Below are 18124 nucleotides of genomic sequence, written 5' to 3' on the forward strand. Positions count from 1 at the left end.
GGATGCGCAGGAGTGATGCTTGGGTTTACAAACATTGCAGACTACGGCCTTGCACACCACCTTGTGATAGCTCCGATAATGGTCGGGGTCGTGACCTTAACACTTTTCGTGAATCGCCAGCCAAAACTAGAAAATCCTCTGATCAACCTGTCCATACTGAAAAACAAGTATTTCCTCATCGGAACAATATTCATAAGCATCCTGTTCGGATGCCTCAACGCATGCACCGCCCTCATACCTGTCTTCATTCAGGGCGTGGCCTACAACTCAGCCATCATATCCGCTTCAGTCCTGCTTCCGGGAGGGCTTCTGATAATCCTCTTCAACATCATCGGCCCATTGCTTGCAAACAGAATCGGCATCAAGAAGGTCCTCATAATCGGATGCATACTCTCCATTGTGGGATTTGCAAGCATGACACTCTACACCCAGGATTCAAGCTTCGAGTTCATGACAATAACCCAGACAATCCGCTTCATGGGCTTTGGCCTTGTGCTGATGCCCGCCACAACCTGGACATTGACCATGGTGTCCGATAAGGTTGAGGATGGAACCGCCGTCAACAATACCCTAAGGCAGATTGCTGCGGCGATAGGCTCATCACTGGGAATCGTGATGGTTGCAATCCTTGCCGGAGGAAACATCGGCCATGACCTGGCTTCAGTGGTGGCGTTCAACCAGACCTCAATGATAATGCTTGCGCTTCATGTCATCCTGCTCATCCTGGCGATTGTCTACATTGACGAGAAGGAAAAGATCTTAAGTTCAAATTAAGGGCTTTTCTAGTAGTTCTCTCCGAGCCATCCCTGGTTGATGTCAGGGTATCCGCACTCCTCACAGTACCCGTCATAGTATGGCGAACCGCAGGAAGGGCACTCAGAGTAGGAGTAATGCACCGTCTGGCTTTGAGTGTTTCGCCTGGTTGTTGAAGCGGTTCTTTTCTGTGAAGTGCCGTTGGAGGATTTGCTGTCGCTTCCAAGACAGCAGCATGCCGCCACGGCAATGAAAAACAGTATGACACCTATTGATCCAATCATCCCTAATCACCTTTTTTTAATCTATTTATCGTTTTAACTATTAAATCATTTTCGCATGAGGAGGGATTATCTCATGCATCCCATAAGATAATCCCTGATTTCCTCATCGCTCATCCCTGGCCAGTTCTCCTTGATTCCCTTGCGCAATGTGTCAAGATAATCCCTGCATGGCTCATTGTATGCTCGAAGCTCGGCATTGGTGAGTGTGGCGACCTCAATGCCGTCCATCTCCCCCAGGGTGATGGTGTCCTCATACCAGCCGCAGTCCCTGTCCTGCGCCCTTCCGGCGTTCTCCCTTAAAACCACATGGTCGAACTGCTCACGGGTTATGAGGTAGGCAACGCCCAGGCTTCTTCCCTTCCCGGTGATGTCAAGGAATGACACTCCCTTACCCTGCCATGATCCGGAAGAGTTTGCGAAATACATTCCATATGGTATCTCGACAGGTCTCACCTCCACAGGTTCGGTTGTGTCATTGCATGGAGGATGTGGCCTGCTTTCCTCATAGGACCCTCCCTTGATGTAGCACATGAACCTGTCATAGAGCATGTTGCTTCCGTAGGACACGTACCAGACGTAATCATTCCTCCATGATTGTATCCTTTCATGGCCGGTCAAGTCGCCGTTGTAGACATAAACCAGTGCAAAGGTGGTCTTGCCTTTGATGCTGACCCTTTCGGCCTTCTTGAGATAGAGTGTGCCCTCCCCTTCAAGAGCGTCAATGGATGGAATGTCAGCGGTTGGGACATTGTAGAGCTCTCCGATTATGAGACTGTGTCCCGGTGTGATTGCAGGGTACCATCCGCAGCTGTGCATGTCATATCCCCTGATTGTGGCCATGCCAAGGCAGGTGGAATCTTCAAGGTATCCGTGATTGGCTTCGCCCCTCATCAGTGTTCCGTAGACAAACACTTTCCTTTGTGAAAAGTATCTGTTGACGGATCTGATTTCCTCCTCGTAGCTTTCGCCCCATGGGCCGGTGAACTTGGCCTCGGATTCCATTTCAGAGTAATTGCTGGTTATTTTTTCAATCATCCCAGTGAACTCGGGGCAGAAGTCTGAGTGCAGGTCTATGAATTCCCTGAGGCCTGCTTTCATGAAGATGTTGAGGGATTCGACTTGACCCTTGCGGCCTTCATAGCCGTGTCCTGTCAGGTTTCTTGCACAGGAGCTTAAAAGACCCTTCCTGAGTGCATCTTCATGCCTTTGGGTGAATCTTTCCGGATCGGTGAGGCATGCCTTCATGAGGATTGCAGTTGAGATGTATGTTGGAATAAAGCAGAAGTCAACCCTCGCATCGCTTGGGATTCTGTATGAGTCGAATAGCTTGAAGCTTCCGTCATCATCCTGGAAGTCGATGAGAGCTTCAAGGTTTCTCCTGTATCTGGCATCATTGAAGTCTGATTCAATGCTTAGGAAGTTCCTTAAGTCGCAGAGCATTCTTGACAGTTCTTCAAATTCAGGTTCGTGTTGCTTGTTTAGTTTCAATTCAATCATAGTGATGGCCTCCATTTTCTTGGCTGGTTCTGGTTGTTCGTCAAATCTAGGTTCAATATGTTTTTGTTCATTGAATTTCAATTCATTCATGGCAATGGTCCTCCATCTTTGGTTGGTTTAAAAAAAATTTAGGTAATTGTGAAAACTTTGGTGAATTGTCTTCACAATAATAATATATGTGCTATAGATATATAAAGTTTTTGGTTAATGTTAAAAATATTTCAAAATAACTATAGTCAATCGAACAATTGACAACCGCCTAAACCATCCAAAAGCAATCAAACTTATTGAGGGAAATATTGTCACCACATTGGAAAATTGTAATAACTGCTTAAAATTGCCCCAATCGATAACTTAACGATTTATATACTTTCAAACACAATATAAAACCTGTCTAGACATTTTAACCTTAGCTAATGTTAGAGAATATGAGGAGGCAGACCATGCCAGTGAACAATCCTCAATCCGCTGACAGGTCATACAAGTTCAACTACAAAATGTTAGGCATCAGGTTTCACCGATACCTCTACGGGGAAGGCGAAACCATCGAATTCATTGAAACTGAAATTCCCGACACCGGACAGCGAAAGGACATTGTTGTCAAGGTTGACGGGAAAACCATCCAGATAACTGAATTCATGTCCAAGGCACTCTATGACGACAAGCTGCGCGACATCTTCGATTATCACATGTCCGCACGCAACGACCCTCAAAATGCTAGCCTTGAGGTTCAAACCGGAGCCATAAGCATCGCCAATCCACGCCATGGAAAAAATGAAGTGGAAATAGACAAGAACATCACTTTCCACGTCGACACCATCTTCACCAAACAACGAGATGGCCGGAAAGTTTTAAATACAATTGTCTACAAAACCATTACACAAGAGGAATTAACCGATATGGAGGCAATAGACTTGCTCATATTGCCGGACATGGATATTGACATGCCCATCAAATCACTGATGACCATGATTTGTTGCTTAATCGGCAACGCCAATATCCCGGATTCTGATTTCAAAAAGAAAATTATTCTATGCGAGATCAGGGTTCTAGCAAGATTCTTCAAGGATGATGAATTGTCAGGGATGATTGAAATGTTAAAAACACAAACAAAGAATTCTGAAGTCCAACGCATCATTGACAAATACGGAGAAGGATTCGACGTAATCTATTTCGACGGAAAAGCCGACGGCAAAGTTGATGTTGCCAGAAATTTACTTAAAGAAGGAGTTGAAGAGGAGTTCATCTCCCGAAACACCGGCCTTTCACTCGACCAAATCAAAAACATTAAAAGAAAGCTTTAAAACTCCTCACTTAAAGCTTTCTTATTTTATTTTTTTAAAAGACCTGAAAACTAAATGTTTTAAGAAAATTAATTATATAGATGATTAAAATGTTAAAAACACAAACAAACAAATCTGAGGTCCAACGCATCATAGACAAATATGGAGAAGGATTCGACGTAATCTATTTCGACGGAAAAGCCGACGGCATCATCGAGAATAAATTTGAAGTTGCCAGAAATTTACTTAAAGAAGGAGTTGAAGAGGAGTTCATCTCCCGAAACACAGGCCTTTCACTCGACCAAATCAAAAACATTAAAAGAAAGCTTTAAAACTCCTCACTTAAAGCTTTCTCATTTTATTTTTTTAAAAGACCCGAAAACTAATTGTTTTAAGAAAATTAAGTATTTAAATAATTAAAATGTTAAAAACACAAACAAATAATTCCGAGGTCCAACTCATCATAGACAAATACGGAGAATGATTCAACCTTGCGATGAACGTCCCATATTTTTCAGCACACTCTTCAAATGCTTTAAGATCATATTCATACTCATAAAAACATTTATTTATAGTATTCAAGATTATCTTTTCAAAAATAGTTTCAATTATCTTTTTATTCATACTGGACGAACTCATTCATTATGTCCTCAAGGTCTATGCCGTTGGTGCTGACTATGCTTTGCATTGTCGCAAGTGTCATTGAGGTGTCGTCGGACCATGTCCCACGGGGCATGCCATGCACTCCACCGCTCCCCATTCCTGTGACTGGGTTTTTTTCAAGGTATCTTCTTGATTTGAATTCAACAGGCACGCCCAATGCGTCCCCTATGACCAGTCCCATTATTCCATCTTTTACTTTCATGTTATCATCCTCCATTATCATAATATATTAATGAGTGAATATTTTTTCCAATCTTTCAAATCGTGGCGTATACCTTGGCCCATTCGCCAGGGTTTCTTAAGATTCATGGTGATTGCTAATTTTTTGGTTCACAAATATTTATTGTTAACAACTTCTCAATAAATATTGTTGTTATCTTGTGTATATTGGACAGTGAGCACATCAGTGCAATAGCAAACCCGATGGGAGTAAACCCCCTGAACATATTGTGATTTGAGGACAACCCACCGCCGGAAACCCATACGCCTGCAATCCATGTTCAAATCTCAAACATCACCAAATTCAATGCCAGGATGCATCAGGAAACGCTGCAAAACCCAACCATCACCCAGAATCGACCATAACCCTGAATGGACTTTGGGAGGATGAACGATCCATTTTCACCATCCCCTTTTTCAAGTGGTCGATTCACAGACTTTTGATTGGAAAGCATGTTTTCTACCGACACATGCATATACCGAAACGATGCCTGCGACTTTTCAACATAGGCATCACCACAATAGTGAAAAGCATGATGATGTAAAAAGCAGGAATAACTTTTAAGTGTTAAAATAATCTGGTGTCGGTTTAAGTATTGTGGTGGGAAAAATAAAAGAAAAAAGTGAGTAAGAACAAAAATGTTACTTCTTCACTTTAACAGTGACTTTCTTGGTAACTTTGCCATAAGTTGCTGAGTAAGTCACTTTCTTGCCTTTTTTAAGTTTCTTGAGAACTTTCTTAGCCACTTTAATCTTTGCAACACCTTTGGCATTGGTTTTGCCTATATATTTTTTGCCCTTGAACTTGAATGTTATTTTTGTTCCTTTTTTAGGAACCTTACCGTTGATTTTCAATGTTGCAGTCAAAACAAGCTTTTTGGCGGACCTTTTAACCTTAACCTTTTTAATGGTCAGCTTGACAACATCCTTCACGACAATGTGGAAAGTGTTTGAGTAGAAATAATGGTTTTCATCATCCAAACCGTACCATCCACTTATCACCAGCTTGATTGCATGTTGGCCTGCGGTTTTAAACGGAACGGAAAAGCTTACAACACCATCTTTTGATACAATCACATCATGTTTATCAATTTCATAATCCCCATCGACGCTAACTTCAAAGTTATGGTCAAGAATTCTAGGCCCCTGAATCTTAACCGTTACGCTTTTTCCAACATTTATTTTTGAAGCGGAGACACTGGCTGAAATGCCGCCGACATTCTTTTCGACATCAACATAAAATTCCTCTTCATACACATATTTTCCGTCAACATACTTGGCGGTGAAATAATGATAACCCTCTTTTAAGCCTGAAATCGGTATTTTCGCCTTACCCTTAGCCACCTTTACACTTGAAACCAGCTTGTTTTTAGAATCATACAGCTTGAAGGTTCCTGAATAAGTGCTTGGCAATCTTATTTCAACATACTGCTTTTCATTTACGCTCATGCTAGTGTAAGGACGTAAAATATATGGCTTGATTGAAAAGGAATCTTCACCGGCCACATCAGGATAGAGGGGATCATTGGTCAGCTGAAGTTTGATATTATATTTCTTATTTAATTTCAGTGATTTTGCAGGAATCAGCACCTCCCCAAATGCCGGAACATATTCATCAGATTTCTTATAGTTAACTTTATATTTCTTGCCTTCAAATGTCACATAGAGGTTTCCTGTTGCATCACTAGGCAAATAGATTAGTGCTTCAACATTTTCACCGGTTTTGTCCAAGGAAATATATTCAAAATATACATAATAGGAAATTGTAATCATCCTTGACTTGACTAAAAACACGTCGCTTCCATTGTCATACTTGACCTCGACAAAGTGTTTGCCAACACCAGGTTTCCTGTTCAGGTCGCCTAAATTGATAACATAGTCCTCATCATAATAGTCCAGATAACTGTCATCTAAAGGCAGGGTCTTGTTGAAATATAACTCCCCATCCAAATATATGAGAACATCTCCATTCAATCCACTATTAGGAGTAATATATACAAAATCACCAGCATTATAGAATTGATAATCCTCCGTATCATCATTAGGCAGGTTCACTTCCGTATTGCCTATGAAAACACTGAGCCCATCATACCCTTCCTTACCGGTCACGGTCAAATCATAGTCAATGAGATGAATGACGCTGCCTGATTTTGGATGAAAATTCGCACTGATTTTATAGGTTCCCTCGGCATTTATATTAAGGTCACTCAAATAGACGCTTGCGTCTTCACTGAATATCCTGTTATAACTTGGGTCAATGTCATCACCGACGGTAACTGTTAAATTGCCGCTGACATCATTGTCATAATAATAAACGTCCAAAACAGATGCCTTGGAGTTTACGGCAATCGACTTTTCATAATTAACATTAAACACATCTGCCTTGACAGATTCTCCTAAGGAATCCTCGCCATCATCATGGGAGGAAACTTCCTGAACCTCTTCGGGAACTGCTGTGAGATTACCATCAGGGGAAATGTCCTGCGATGCACTAGCCGCCCCCACCGTTAAAATGGCCAGCATCAAGCATGCCAGCAATAAATATTTGATCTTCATAATTATCACTTTGAATTTTTTATATAATATTTTTAACATTACAATATAAATACATTTTTTATTTAATTTAAAAACAATTAAATGAATAACTAGTGAATTTCATATGGTATGATGGAAAAATTTTAGAAAAAATAGAAATTGTTTAAAAAAAATAAGAAAAATCGAAAGATCAGTGACTATTATTAGTTAATTTTCAAGAAATTGCCATTACACCCGGGAAATCGCAAAATTAAACTACCCTGCATTAGCGAAACAATTATCTTCTTATATTCAAAGTTAATCGCAACACTTATGGAATTAAAAATGAGTGTTTTTTTTGCTCGAAATATCAATCGAACAAAAAAAAAAAAACAATTTAAATCAATTTGGGAATAATGTGTAATCATCAAACCAGAGAAAAGCCGCCACAACCATTGCAATAATCACTACCACATATCCAATCCAAACCGAGAATATTAAATTCAAGATAATCATCAGAATTATTATTCCTATAAGAAATACTCCCTGGGTCCTTGCCTTTCCGTTTTTCCTTGTCAAAAGGTATATTGCAGGTATCAATCCAAGCAGGGGAAGCAATAATGTTATAATGTATCCTATAATGACTGCAGCGGTATTGTTCTCCAGCGTGGATCCGCAGTTTTCACATTTGTCAAGTCCCATTGGAGTGGCCTGGCCGCAATGGGGGCATGCCGTCATCACACCCTGGGCATTGCCTGCTTGACTGTTTCTGATTTTCACTTCCGCTCCGCACTTGTCGCAGAACCTTGCATTCTCGTTTTTCAATTCATGACCGCACTTGTCGCAAAAACTCGCCATAATATCCCATTTTTCCCGTTTAATAGTAGTAACTATTGTAATAACTCATTGAATTGACATATGACATGTATGAAAAGAATATCATAATCGAGATAATGCTCAGGACTATCGCCAGCACAATCATGATTACACCATGCTTGTGAACGTCCCTGTTAGGCCTTGTAAGCAGGTATATTCCAATTATTATCCCAATGATTGGGATGAATATTGAGCAGATGTATCCAATGACAATGGCTGCGGTGTGCTTTTCAGGGTTGAGCATGCTTCCGCAGTTTGTGCATGCAACGTTTCCGAAAGGCACGATGGATCCGCATTGAGGGCATGGTGTTCCGGAAACATTATCGTTCTGATTGTCCGGTGAAGGGGCATCCTCATCCAGTGATGCTCCGCATGCCGGGCAGAACCTGGCAGTATCCTTGACCTCTTTGCCGCAATTGTTACAGTAGGACATTTTCCATCCTCATTCCTCATTCACTGCCGCACCGCAGTTAGGGCAGAACCTATGTTCTTCAGTCAATTCGGTGCCGCAGCTTTCGCATTTAAGAGGCTCATCCTCAACAGTATCGGTCTCGCCAGCTTCGCCCTCAACATTATCGGTTTCCACAGGCAATGTTTCAACAGGCTCGTTCTCAACTTCGCTCAAGTCCCTTCCGCATCCAGGGCAGAACTTGGAGTCCTTGAAGAGTCCCTGACCGCATTCCTCACAATATGCATCATATGAGACGTTTGATGGAGAACCTGCAGCTGCGCTTGCCCTTGGTGCCTGTCCGCCATTGTTTGTTATGGTTACGATATCATCTGATGCAAGAAGATAGTATATGATGGCGATAGGAAACAGGAAGATGATTAAAACAATCAACACTCCCACGCTGTAGGATTTTTTCTTAAGAATTGCTGTTCCATTAAAATTGCTTTGCATGCTGTATCCCTGTGCAAGGTACATCTGCAATTGTTGGTTAAACTCAGTTTCATTATTAGTCTCAATATTTAAACTAATTCCCATATTACTCCTCCAAAAATTAATTGCAATATGATATGTCTCAATTAAACACATCTTATTACTTATATACTAGTATTATTTTCAATATATAAAAATATACCCAATTGATGATTTTGCGCAGGGAAATGGAAACGCGAAATTTCTAAAAAAAATATTGAATAAAATCGGGAATTGATGGTGCTATGCATCATCAGACTTCCCTAAATCAAAAAAAGAATCAAATTCTAATAGCCGATATAGTTACCCTTATCGTCGAATCCAGGCTCATCCATGTCAATGTACCTGTTTTCCTTAATGTGATAGTTAACCATACCATACTTGTTCAGCATATAGCTGTCAACTTCCGCCTGACTGTACATCGGTGTTCCGTCGGACTTGTAGGCGTAAACGGATGGCTGGGACTGTGCAGGCTCTGATGCCGCTGCGACTTCCTCTTCCTTGAGGGTTAACTTCTGAGTTGCATTGTTTCCAGTGTAGTTGTCATTTCCTCCATAAACCACTTCAACATCATACTTGCCCTTCTTCAAGTCCAGGCTTAGCTTGGCCTTTCCCTTTGAGTTGGTCTTGACCACATCATCAACGACAACCTTGCCGTTCTTGTCTGTGATTTTAACGTTCACTATTTCACCTGAAACAGGATTATTCTTCACATCCTGCAGTTTGACTGCCAATTCAGCACTATTCTCTGTTTGCTTGTTGTCGCTTGTAATGTCAACAACTGTCGGGTCCTTAGCAACGGATTGATTGAATAGCATCACTCCAATACCTGCCGCAAGGGCGACGATGACTATTACAAGTATTATTATGATATGCTTGTTTTCCATTTAAATCCTCTAGAGAATATAGTTATTAGCAAGTTATTTATAAGTTATGTTAAACTTTATGAATGCCTTTTCAATTTATTTGACAAATAACCTGAGTTAATCTCGTTAAAGCAAATTATGCGTGTCAATTAACATTTAAATAAATAGAACAGAAGTCAAAATGTTATTTTTGACTACTTTTATATCATATTGGTTTTTAAGCTATGTTATAACCACCCCAAGATTCACCAGTTTTTTCATTATAATATTCAGCATATCCTGTTTTTACATTCCTCTTCCAGTGAATATTCGGGTCATCTGAACCCCCTGCTCCAGTTCCATAAACCCATTCATCTGAAGACGAGCTTGATGAAGAACTTACTTGTTGTGTTTCTTTCACTTCCTCTTTAATGGTCAATTTTTGAGAGGTGCCGTTTGCAGTGTAGTTCTCATTTCCACCATAAGTAACATTCACTTCATATTTGCCCTTCTTCAAGTCCAAATCAAGTTCAGCCTTGCCCTTTGAATTGGTCTTGACAACATCATCAACTACAATCTTGCCCTTTGAATTTGTGACTGTGACATTCACGACCTCCTTTGATATTGGTGTCCCGTTCAAGTCAGTCAATTTAATTGATAATTCTCCACCCTCATATTGCTCCTTGTCACTGGTGATTTTAATTTTAGCGGGTTGCTTTGCATTTATCGGATTTAATGCCATGAAACCGACAACCGCTGCAAGAATCACCACGATCACAACTAGAATTATGATTATATTCCTATTTTCCATTTTAATCAACCTTTTAATTATAGTTGTATATCTCGTTAATATGTTATTTATATCTTAATATAAACAGGAAATATCGTTTTAAGGAAAGAGATTTGAATCTGAATGAACTCAATAGGTTTTGGATGGTTGAAAAAAATATGAATAATCAGAATAAGCCCACAATTCTGTGCATACTGTTTTTATTGCTGGCATGGATTAATGTGCTGTATTTGCAGATTTAGTGAACTAATTTTTTAAGTTCATTTGTATCACCGATTGGTCTTCCTGTTCCAATAAATCCTTTGTTATTTTAATTTCATCTATGCGATAATATTCCTCATTTAATCTTGATTTCAAGTATTCATGAAATTTCTCTTCCACCTTTTAAATCATGCATCATATTCTCCTCCGCCTAAAAAAAAAAATTATAAGACACAAAGCACTATTGTGAAAATCAAAAATCCAAATGCAAACGCAAAAATTATCCAATCGACTTCTTTTCCAAAAACATAAGGATCAGTGTCTTTAATATGGTCTCCATGATAATATGCCTTTTTAGGCCTTCTTCGATATCCTCCATTCCAGCTTCCCATATCATAATCCGGGTTAAATCCGCAGTTTTCACAGTAGGGTTCGTTATCTGCAAGTATTGATCCGCAGCTTGGACAGGTTTTCATATCAATCACTCCTCCAATCAGTTTGGTTTTTTCTACATTTTATCATTGATTAAATAACATTACTCCGCTAGATACTCATTCTATTAGAAGTACATCTCCAAATAATAATATAGTCCACATGCATATATATTGAATTGTAAAGTAGAACTACTTTGCAAGGGACATTAAATTTAAACAACTACTTTTTCTCATATTCACAATTAATCGCAGCACATAGATTTCATCAGACCCATACGGCTTCCGCATCTTGGACACTTTGAATTGGATTTTATATGCTTGTCGATTTCTCTTCCGCATTCGGGACAGTTCACCTTCTCAGAACCATCATCCCTAATCTTGCCGTTTTCATCAACCACCCGGATCATCGCCCTTGCAAGCCTATCGTATCTTGCTTGGAGGCGGTCGAACTTATCGTCGATTTGCTCGTGGAAATCATCCAATGCATCATTTATGACTTCCTCCCTGCCCATATGGGGAAGCAGGTAGCTTGAATAGAAGAATCCATCAAGTCCTGGGAATGTCACCTCGTAGTGATTGTCCTTTTCGATGATGACGTATTCCGCTTTTCTTTTGATTTCATTCAACTTATCCAATTCCTTAAGAAGATTGCCCCTATGCTTTTCAACTCCCTCCAGTATTGTCTTGCAGGGGTTTTCCACTTCCCCTATGATTTCACGTATTGTGTACACCAAAAGGTGCCTGTTGCAGTCCCTGCAGTATGTTTCACTCACGCTCCCGCGTATGCGGGATTTAAAACCCAAATTAACTGTACTCATCAGGAGCATGTAATCCACTGTCTCTCCGCTTTCCTCGTCATGGTGGAATAGCCTGCAGTCATCAGTTATTTCGAGTCCGCAGTCCATGCACTTGTACTCATTCACAATCGCCATATTTTATCGCCTCCCTTACTCGAATTTCCCCTGTTTGGTTTTTATGGTCTTTTGAAGTGTCCTGATTGCCTCCTCATGCTCTCCGGAATCGATGAAGATGTGGGTCTTGAGGGCAAGGCATCTGTTGTAATCGTTTATCTCGAGCCTGTGGTTGCTCAGCCCGTCGATTCTGAAGGCCTGCTCGTAGCCTTCAATCGCTGCGTCAATGTCCCTGCACATGAGCGATATTTTCGCCTTGAATAGTGGGAAGCATGGATTGTACGGGTATGCATCGATTGCATCGCCTGTGATTTTCAATGCCTCATCGAACCTTTTAAGGCATATGAGTGACACTATCCAGTAGTCCATGAGCCGTTCGCTTGTTTCAGTCTCGCCGCATAATCTTAACACTTCCTCGTATTTTTCCTCCCGGAAGAGTTCATCCACTTTATCGAGCTGGTCTTTTGGCCTCTTTTCTGTGACTCCGCAGTTGTCAAGGGCTTCCTGGAATGTGTAGTATGGTATTTTTACGCTTTGGTAGTACTGGTATGCCTCGTCGGTTCTTCCAAGATGGATGAGGGATTCTATCTTGTTTATCTGAAGCCAGTCAAGTTCCCTGCTTTCAAGCCCCTTTTCGCAGCATTCCAATGCCTTCTCGTATTCGCCCTGTGCGATGTATACGAGTGCCTTGTTGTTTAAGGCGTAGTGGTTGGTCGGATGCAGCTTGAGGCAGTGGTCAAGTATCCCTAGGGTCTCGTCGTATTTTCCCAAATAGTACAGGGAGATTGCCTTGTAGTTCATGCTAGCCGGTTCTTCTTTTTCTATTTCAAGCACTTCATCGCAGGTTTTGATGAGGTTTTCATAGTCCCCGTGGTTGTATAGTGCTTCGCATTTGTCTAGTAATGGTTCTATCATTTTATATGCACCTCGGTTAATGGTTGTTTTGTGGCGTGATTGTCCACAAATAATTATTTGTTAACAACTTGTTAATAAACTTTGTTATTATTTTGTGTGTAAAAATTTTTAAAACATTAACAATGTCGACTTGGATTAGCTTGAAAATGACTATTCAATGAAAACTCTTGAATCAGATGAATTCAATACACACGATTATCTTTTAAGCTCATCAATTGAAGATTTCAACTCGTCAAGCTTCTCATCCTGCCTCTTGAGCTCATCAAGTGAAGATTGAACCTCCTCAATCTTCATGTCATACTCTTCAAACCTGCCCTTAAACCGGCGAATCAGAATAGCCGCAGTCAACGTTGCAGTGGCCGCCCCAGACAGTACGTATCCGCTCCAAATCAGGAATAAATTGTTGATCTTTCCCCCTATGCTTTCGCCCATGATCACATATCCGTTGCTTGTAAATGCATTGGAAACCAGCACCACCGCATTCAGCGGGTCCTTGTTTTCAATGAACATGGTGAAAATGATGCCGATGAAAAGCACTGCAAACAAAAGCATCATTGAAAAACCCAGACCGTTCTCGGTAGTGTAAGCGCGGAACTTGTCATAGAAGTATTTGATTAAATATATGAAAGCGGGAATGCGCAATATATTAAAGTATTCAAGTATCGTATCGCCAAAAAGTAAAAATGAAAATGTTGAAATTGGAACCAGGCAAACTATCAATATCATCCTTTTATATGATTTTTCATAGAGGATTGAAATAATATATGCTGAAACAAGTATGTCCAGAAATGCATGCAGCATGTAAAAGCTCGGACTGTTGCTCATGACAATGTTATTGTCAAAAAAGAAGTTCACAAGCATGATGAACAAAAGCAGAATCATCAGCAGGTAATAGGACTGTTTCAATGCCTTGAGTTCCTCCTCGGGAAGGAATGCAGTGGGATTGAGATAGCCGAGGGAGGAATTCCTCACCTTTCCCATTATTAATCTTAGCATAACCACAAACAGCGCAAAAATAGCTATTGAAACTGAAAGATTAATGAAATTATTAAAAAACGGATTCATTGCATTCTCCCTAACTTTGATTTAGGCAAATAAATATTATCCAACAACAGGTACCTGCCTGTAATATTATTTGTTCAAAGTTCATATTAAACTTTTGATGATAATTGAAAAAATATATTAAGCAGAGTGCAATCCTCTAATTTTTATAACACTCTGCTTAAAGAGATGCAACTCATCTCAAATGCGGGAACTTGCGGATCCTATATACCGCCATAGGGCATGCAACAGATGTGAGGATTATCATAATCGCCAATCCCGAATCGAGGAAAATTCCCCCAATGAATATTCCAATCGCCCGATTCATGTTGTTATGAAAAGATAATAACCGTTTGCAAACTCCTGTGCTTCCAGTACTGATGAGCTCATCCAAAATTGAGAAATGGCATGTATCGAACTGTCCAGGAGTCCGAAAAAGATCAAAAGCACAAAAACGTGCCCAGGCAAATCGATTGCAAATCCCAAAAGAGGAACGACCACTGCAAAGACAATCTGATAATAATCCTAAAGTAATTTTTTTAGTTATTTTATCACATTCACCTTATTTAATAGTTCACTTATATTTAAAAATTATGAAAAATTATGATATGATGACGTGTCTGATTAAAAAATCATTCAAAAAACTGTGAGGACATGCGGTAACTGCAATGGAAACCTGAATTGGACTTAGCATATAAACTACCATTAAATTAAAATAATGGTTGATTAAAAGTGTATACAATAGATTTTCGATTAAAATAATTATGGCTTTAAATGAAATTCCAATATATTGTATAATTAGATGGCAACATACAATGAACCCATAAATTAACAGCTTTGAAGCAGAAATTATCCCTAGACTTGGAAACAGTCAGCAGTGAATCAGACATTGCTTTAATCACAAAGGCTGGAAATTTGAAATGGATAAAATACACCGAAGAAATAATTTGAGCCTTATAATTATCAAGAGAGACAGTATGTTATTCATACCTGAAAAACAAATTAAAAAAAAAACGTAGAAAAGAAGCACAAATAGAAATGAGGGAACAATCACTAAAACGTAGAGCCGACTACATTCAAGCTGAAAAAGAAGGAAAATTAGATGAATACTTTGAAAAATTAAGAAAAAACAGACAGTACCTTTAAATCAACTATTCCAGCCATCAATTGAAATCTTATCTCAATTTCTCAATGACAAGCACATGATTATGTTCATATGAGAACGCTTCCTGACCCAGAACATGATTGTTAGCCCTGAACCATTCCCCAAAAACTTTAGCCACCTCATCATCGTTAGTGAAAACCGTAATCAGCATCTCATCAAAGCAACGTGACTTGTAATAGCTAACTACCCTTGAGGTATAAAAGCTTTCGCAGTCCAGATTTTCAATCAACCCATCAAGTAACTCGTCGATTTCTAACTCTTCCAGACATCCGTCCCTGTGCCTAAATAGCGGTATGTGTAGAACATATTTTTCATTAAGTATCATTTTCCCTCTCCTTTTTTGGAGCTTGCATAATCCAGCGCCTCAGTGAGGTATTCGCTCCACTCAACAGAACCCTCATCAAATGCCTTGGCATACTTTTCAAGGCACCTTTGCCTGTTGCTTCTAACCACTGGATCATCACATAGGCCTAATGCAATGTCATAGTATTTCAAGGCACTCGGATAATGACCTTCGTATTCCATTTCAACCGCCTCGCCATTCCAGTCCCTGTCAGGGTCATATTTCTTGGAGATGCTACAATCATCACTTTCAGGCTTTTCTTTTTCATTGTTTTCAACGGGTTTATTGTTATACTCGTCTAAGCATCGCTTCCTATTGTCCCTTATTACCTCATCATCATCCATGCTCAATGCAATGTCGAAGAATTTCAGCGCCTTCTCGTACTCCCCCTTGTATTGAAGTGCGATTGCCTTGCAGTTCCAGTTGTTTGCATAGTCATAATCCCTGGCGATGCCGTCCTCAAAATATTTTATTGCCTTGTCGTAATCCCCTTTAAGGTAGTATGTCCAGCCAATTTTATTATATGCTCTTGAAAGCTCTTTGTTTTTATCTCTTTCGTTTTGCTCATTCCATTTCTGATATTTTTCCCTGTCCCTTTCATCTTTCGGTTCGCCGTACGGCGTGAATCTGTCCTCGATTTTTTCGATTGCAATGTCGAACTTTTCAAATGCCTCATCATATCTTTCAAGATATGCAAGTGCTTCACCCATTGACAGGAACCTCTCATATCCTCCACTTGAATCCTCGAAGCATTCAAGGGCTTCCTCATATTTTCCCATTTTCATGAACGTTTCACCCATGCTGATTAATATTTTGGAACTGTAGTTGAAGTGGAGTGCCTTTTCATACTCGTTTATGGCTTCGGCATATCTGCCGTGCTTTTCATGGTTTTTTGCAATCTTGCAGCAGTTGTTTGCAATCTCGCGCAGACTTTCCTCATGGTTAACGTATTGCAGCTCATCATAGGAGCTTTGGGAGAATGTGGTTCCGCAGCTGCACATGGGTGAGCCTGCTGAAACGTATGACCCGCAGTTTGGACACATTGGCATGAACTATCACCTTTCCTATATTTATAATCTAGTATATATTCAAAGGAAGTAATAACAATTGCTGTATCATGCATGGATTGAAGCCCCATCATGCTTGATGAACCGATTGATTAAAACACAATTCATCAAAGCCACCATCATGATGATCATGGTTTAAGTTAAGAATTTTAAACAAGCCGATGGGAAAATGAAAAAGTTGATGTGGCATGTGCATGATATTAGAAGAATTCACCATCATCACTCATTCCTATTGGAAAGAAGCATCTTTCAAGCCATTCGGGAGTGTTGACCTCAGCAACCGGTTCAGTGTTTAAATTGTCCCTGAATTGCCTGCGCAATTCATCAACCAGTTCATCCTCAAGGTCACAGTGCTTTTCAAACACTTCCTCAAACCCGTCAGGCAAATGCAGCAATGAAATCTGAGTCCTGCCTTCGACTGTGAATACATCAAGCACCTTGAACCTTGAGCCGCTCTTGGCAGTGTGCAGTCCCCAATCGGTGCCCTTCTCGAACTTGGACAGGTCAGCCATGTATCCTGACAGTATCATGTATCGGTGAGTGGTCATCATGCCCCCGATCTTGTCGGTTGCATCGACGAATCCCCTTTCGGTCAAAATCTGGCCCTTCTGATACTTGCCGGCAATGCCCTCATCGAGGTTTGCGTCACGCACATACCTTGAGGAGTTGCGGATGATTGTTTCAACAACCCTGTGCTCCGCTGATTGCGGGTCATTGACCATGTCCTTGCCGTGGTCTATGTAAGGGTAGGCGTTCTGTATGTATTCAGTGTACTCCCAGTCGATCAAATCCTCGTTTTCACATAACCTTCTAATCTCATCTCGAACTTCCATTAGGGCAAATCCCAGGAGGTTCTCATCGCCTCCCCACTCATCGTCACTCTCATACACTAGTGGTTTCTCGCCGGTTGCAAGGAGCTTCTCCTTCAAGTCGGCGCTTTGCATGAAGAGGTAGTAGCATGCATTGAGGCATATGGTGTATTTGAAAAATCTCCAGTTCTCCTCCTCTTCCGGATTCAGTGACAATCCCTCAAGCTCATCCAATCCTGCATCATGGCCGCATCTGTTGTATGAGAAGAATTTTGCGAACAGCATTGCATGCTCGATTGATGTGAATGAGTAGTGGTCGCATCTGAAGTCATGCTCGTCTTTGAGAGTGATGAAGTCATTGACTGCCACATTCTCATCACCTGTTTTGCCGTATTTTGGCTTTCCCTCATCATCCCATAGGAAACCGAGAAGCGGAATCGGCTTTACCCTGCATTCCCTTGGGTCGAATAGCCAGTTTCTTGGCCTTGGGAAAAGCTTGAAGAATTCCTCATCCCTTGGAGGTTCGTTCATTACGTAATCCTCTCCGTAGCCCATTCTCCATCCTATTGTCCATGCGGTCAGCTCGGGATAGACC

General features: G+C 40.6%; 21 protein-coding genes. 3 read left to right on the forward strand and 18 right to left on the reverse strand.

Annotation, left to right across the window (positions count from 1 at the left end; translation table 11 throughout):
• Nucleotides 1-774 (forward strand): MFS transporter (locus tag QZU77_RS07345; RefSeq protein WP_295602321.1); only part of this gene is annotated, 774 nt, incomplete at its 5' end.
• An 8-nt stretch (nucleotides 775-782) separates the two neighbouring features.
• On the opposite strand, the gene QZU77_RS07350 is transcribed toward QZU77_RS07345, so the two are convergent.
• Nucleotides 783-1037 carry a hypothetical protein gene (locus QZU77_RS07350; protein ID WP_295602333.1) on the reverse strand — a complete coding sequence of 85 codons (255 nt, stop codon included), beginning with the start codon at nucleotides 1035-1037 and terminating at the stop codon, nucleotides 783-785.
• Nucleotides 1038-1103: 66 nt separating this feature from the next.
• The gene (locus QZU77_RS07355; protein ID WP_295602341.1) at nucleotides 1104-2624 is read right to left on the reverse strand and encodes a gamma-glutamylcyclotransferase; all 1521 of its coding nucleotides are present in this window, start codon (nucleotides 2622-2624) and stop codon (nucleotides 1104-1106) included.
• A 353-nt stretch (nucleotides 2625-2977) separates the two neighbouring features.
• Between QZU77_RS07355 and QZU77_RS07360 the strand changes: the two genes are divergently transcribed.
• Both QZU77_RS07360 and QZU77_RS07365 read left to right on the forward strand, forming a co-directional pair.
• Nucleotides 2978-3838, forward strand: coding sequence for a hypothetical protein (locus QZU77_RS07360; RefSeq protein WP_295602351.1), 861 nt, complete (start codon nucleotides 2978-2980; stop codon nucleotides 3836-3838).
• A gap of 89 nt (nucleotides 3839-3927) precedes the next feature.
• Nucleotides 3928-4149: a hypothetical protein gene (locus tag QZU77_RS07365; RefSeq protein ID WP_295602353.1), complete on the forward strand. Its 222-nt coding sequence runs from the start codon at nucleotides 3928-3930 to the stop codon at nucleotides 4147-4149.
• A gap of 284 nt (nucleotides 4150-4433) precedes the next feature.
• Here the strand turns inward: QZU77_RS07365 and QZU77_RS07370 are convergent, their stop codons facing one another.
• From QZU77_RS07370 to QZU77_RS07445, 16 genes are all read right to left on the reverse strand, one after another.
• Nucleotides 4434-4682 (reverse strand): ADP-ribosylglycohydrolase family protein, encoded by a 249-nt coding sequence (locus QZU77_RS07370; protein WP_295602356.1) that lies wholly within the window; start codon nucleotides 4680-4682, stop codon nucleotides 4434-4436.
• 659 nt (nucleotides 4683-5341) lie between these two features.
• Nucleotides 5342-7255: a hypothetical protein gene (locus tag QZU77_RS07375; protein WP_295602358.1), complete on the reverse strand. Its 1914-nt coding sequence runs from the start codon at nucleotides 7253-7255 to the stop codon at nucleotides 5342-5344.
• Nucleotides 7256-7615: 360 nt separating this feature from the next.
• Nucleotides 7616-8071, reverse strand: a complete 456-nt coding sequence (locus tag QZU77_RS07380; protein ID WP_295602369.1) for a zinc ribbon domain-containing protein — start codon at nucleotides 8069-8071, stop codon at nucleotides 7616-7618.
• Between the two features lie 19 nt (nucleotides 8072-8090).
• Nucleotides 8091-8522: a zinc-ribbon domain-containing protein gene (locus QZU77_RS07385; protein WP_295602375.1), complete on the reverse strand. Its 432-nt coding sequence runs from the start codon at nucleotides 8520-8522 to the stop codon at nucleotides 8091-8093.
• Between the two features lie 9 nt (nucleotides 8523-8531).
• The gene (locus QZU77_RS07390) at nucleotides 8532-9074 is read right to left on the reverse strand and encodes a zinc ribbon domain-containing protein (RefSeq protein WP_295602378.1); all 543 of its coding nucleotides are present in this window, start codon (nucleotides 9072-9074) and stop codon (nucleotides 8532-8534) included.
• Nucleotides 9075-9295: 221 nt separating this feature from the next.
• Nucleotides 9296-9895, reverse strand: coding sequence for a hypothetical protein (locus QZU77_RS07395; RefSeq protein ID WP_295602380.1), 600 nt, complete (start codon nucleotides 9893-9895; stop codon nucleotides 9296-9298).
• 196 nt (nucleotides 9896-10091) lie between these two features.
• The gene (locus tag QZU77_RS07400) at nucleotides 10092-10664 is read right to left on the reverse strand and encodes a type IV pilin (protein WP_295602390.1); all 573 of its coding nucleotides are present in this window, start codon (nucleotides 10662-10664) and stop codon (nucleotides 10092-10094) included.
• A gap of 404 nt (nucleotides 10665-11068) precedes the next feature.
• A complete protein-coding gene (locus QZU77_RS07405) occupies nucleotides 11069-11320 on the reverse strand; it encodes a hypothetical protein (RefSeq protein ID WP_295602396.1) in 252 nt (83 codons plus the stop codon).
• Nucleotides 11321-11520: 200 nt separating this feature from the next.
• On the reverse strand, nucleotides 11521-12210 hold the full coding sequence (locus tag QZU77_RS07410) for a hypothetical protein (protein ID WP_295602398.1): 690 nt from the start codon (nucleotides 12208-12210) through the stop codon (nucleotides 11521-11523).
• Nucleotides 12211-12225: 15 nt separating this feature from the next.
• On the reverse strand, nucleotides 12226-13104 hold the full coding sequence (locus QZU77_RS07415) for a tetratricopeptide repeat protein (protein WP_295602399.1): 879 nt from the start codon (nucleotides 13102-13104) through the stop codon (nucleotides 12226-12228).
• Between the two features lie 195 nt (nucleotides 13105-13299).
• A complete protein-coding gene (locus QZU77_RS07420) occupies nucleotides 13300-14169 on the reverse strand; it encodes a hypothetical protein (protein WP_295602401.1) in 870 nt (289 codons plus the stop codon).
• A gap of 172 nt (nucleotides 14170-14341) precedes the next feature.
• Nucleotides 14342-14473 carry a hypothetical protein gene (locus tag QZU77_RS07425; protein ID WP_295602403.1) on the reverse strand — a complete coding sequence of 44 codons (132 nt, stop codon included), beginning with the start codon at nucleotides 14471-14473 and terminating at the stop codon, nucleotides 14342-14344.
• Complete coding sequence (locus tag QZU77_RS07430) at nucleotides 14470-14646, reverse strand: hypothetical protein (protein WP_295602415.1); 177 nt, start codon at nucleotides 14644-14646, stop codon at nucleotides 14470-14472. The genes QZU77_RS07425 and QZU77_RS07430 overlap by 4 nt, the downstream gene beginning before the upstream one ends.
• A 674-nt stretch (nucleotides 14647-15320) precedes the next feature.
• Nucleotides 15321-15635 carry a hypothetical protein gene (locus QZU77_RS07435; protein WP_295602422.1) on the reverse strand — a complete coding sequence of 105 codons (315 nt, stop codon included), beginning with the start codon at nucleotides 15633-15635 and terminating at the stop codon, nucleotides 15321-15323.
• Nucleotides 15632-16702 (reverse strand): tetratricopeptide repeat protein, encoded by a 1071-nt coding sequence (locus QZU77_RS07440; RefSeq protein WP_295602424.1) that lies wholly within the window; start codon nucleotides 16700-16702, stop codon nucleotides 15632-15634. The genes QZU77_RS07435 and QZU77_RS07440 overlap by 4 nt, the downstream gene beginning before the upstream one ends.
• Nucleotides 16703-16920: 218 nt before the next feature.
• On the reverse strand, nucleotides 16921-18124 hold a 1204-nt coding region (locus QZU77_RS07445), incomplete at its 5' end, for an NADAR domain-containing protein (RefSeq protein WP_295602431.1).

Origin of the sequence: uncultured Methanobrevibacter sp., from assembly GCF_902774605.1 — an archaeon.
Taxonomy (GTDB): Archaea; Methanobacteriota; Methanobacteria; order Methanobacteriales; family Methanobacteriaceae; genus Methanocatella.

What these genes read in the sequence shown, in the direction of transcription:
- QZU77_RS07350 (WP_295602333.1), bottom strand. Translation starts at nt 1,037, where the DNA reads ATGATTGGATCAATAGGTGTCATACTGTTTTTCATTGCCGTGGCGGCA.
- QZU77_RS07355 (WP_295602341.1), bottom strand. Translation starts at nt 2,624, where the DNA reads ATGAATGAATTGAAATTCAATGAACAAAAACATATTGAACCTAGATTT.
- QZU77_RS07360 (WP_295602351.1), top strand. Translation starts at nt 2,978, where the DNA reads ATGCCAGTGAACAATCCTCAATCCGCTGACAGGTCATACAAGTTCAAC.
- QZU77_RS07365 (WP_295602353.1), top strand. Translation starts at nt 3,928, where the DNA reads ATGTTAAAAACACAAACAAACAAATCTGAGGTCCAACGCATCATAGAC.
- QZU77_RS07370 (WP_295602356.1), bottom strand. Translation starts at nt 4,682, where the DNA reads ATGAAAGTAAAAGATGGAATAATGGGACTGGTCATAGGGGACGCATTG.
- QZU77_RS07375 (WP_295602358.1), bottom strand. Translation starts at nt 7,255, where the DNA reads ATGAAGATCAAATATTTATTGCTGGCATGCTTGATGCTGGCCATTTTA.
- QZU77_RS07380 (WP_295602369.1), bottom strand. Translation starts at nt 8,071, where the DNA reads ATGGCGAGTTTTTGCGACAAGTGCGGTCATGAATTGAAAAACGAGAAT.
- QZU77_RS07385 (WP_295602375.1), bottom strand. Translation starts at nt 8,522, where the DNA reads ATGTCCTACTGTAACAATTGCGGCAAAGAGGTCAAGGATACTGCCAGG.
- QZU77_RS07390 (WP_295602378.1), bottom strand. Translation starts at nt 9,074, where the DNA reads ATGGGAATTAGTTTAAATATTGAGACTAATAATGAAACTGAGTTTAAC.
- QZU77_RS07395 (WP_295602380.1), bottom strand. Translation starts at nt 9,895, where the DNA reads ATGGAAAACAAGCATATCATAATAATACTTGTAATAGTCATCGTCGCC.
- QZU77_RS07400 (WP_295602390.1), bottom strand. Translation starts at nt 10,664, where the DNA reads ATGGAAAATAGGAATATAATCATAATTCTAGTTGTGATCGTGGTGATT.
- QZU77_RS07405 (WP_295602396.1), bottom strand. Translation starts at nt 11,320, where the DNA reads ATGAAAACCTGTCCAAGCTGCGGATCAATACTTGCAGATAACGAACCC.
- QZU77_RS07410 (WP_295602398.1), bottom strand. Translation starts at nt 12,210, where the DNA reads ATGGCGATTGTGAATGAGTACAAGTGCATGGACTGCGGACTCGAAATA.
- QZU77_RS07415 (WP_295602399.1), bottom strand. Translation starts at nt 13,104, where the DNA reads ATGATAGAACCATTACTAGACAAATGCGAAGCACTATACAACCACGGG.
- QZU77_RS07420 (WP_295602401.1), bottom strand. Translation starts at nt 14,169, where the DNA reads ATGAATCCGTTTTTTAATAATTTCATTAATCTTTCAGTTTCAATAGCT.
- QZU77_RS07425 (WP_295602403.1), bottom strand. Translation starts at nt 14,473, where the DNA reads ATGAATCGGGCGATTGGAATATTCATTGGGGGAATTTTCCTCGATTCG.
- QZU77_RS07435 (WP_295602422.1), bottom strand. Translation starts at nt 15,635, where the DNA reads ATGATACTTAATGAAAAATATGTTCTACACATACCGCTATTTAGGCAC.
- QZU77_RS07440 (WP_295602424.1), bottom strand. Translation starts at nt 16,702, where the DNA reads ATGCCAATGTGTCCAAACTGCGGGTCATACGTTTCAGCAGGCTCACCC.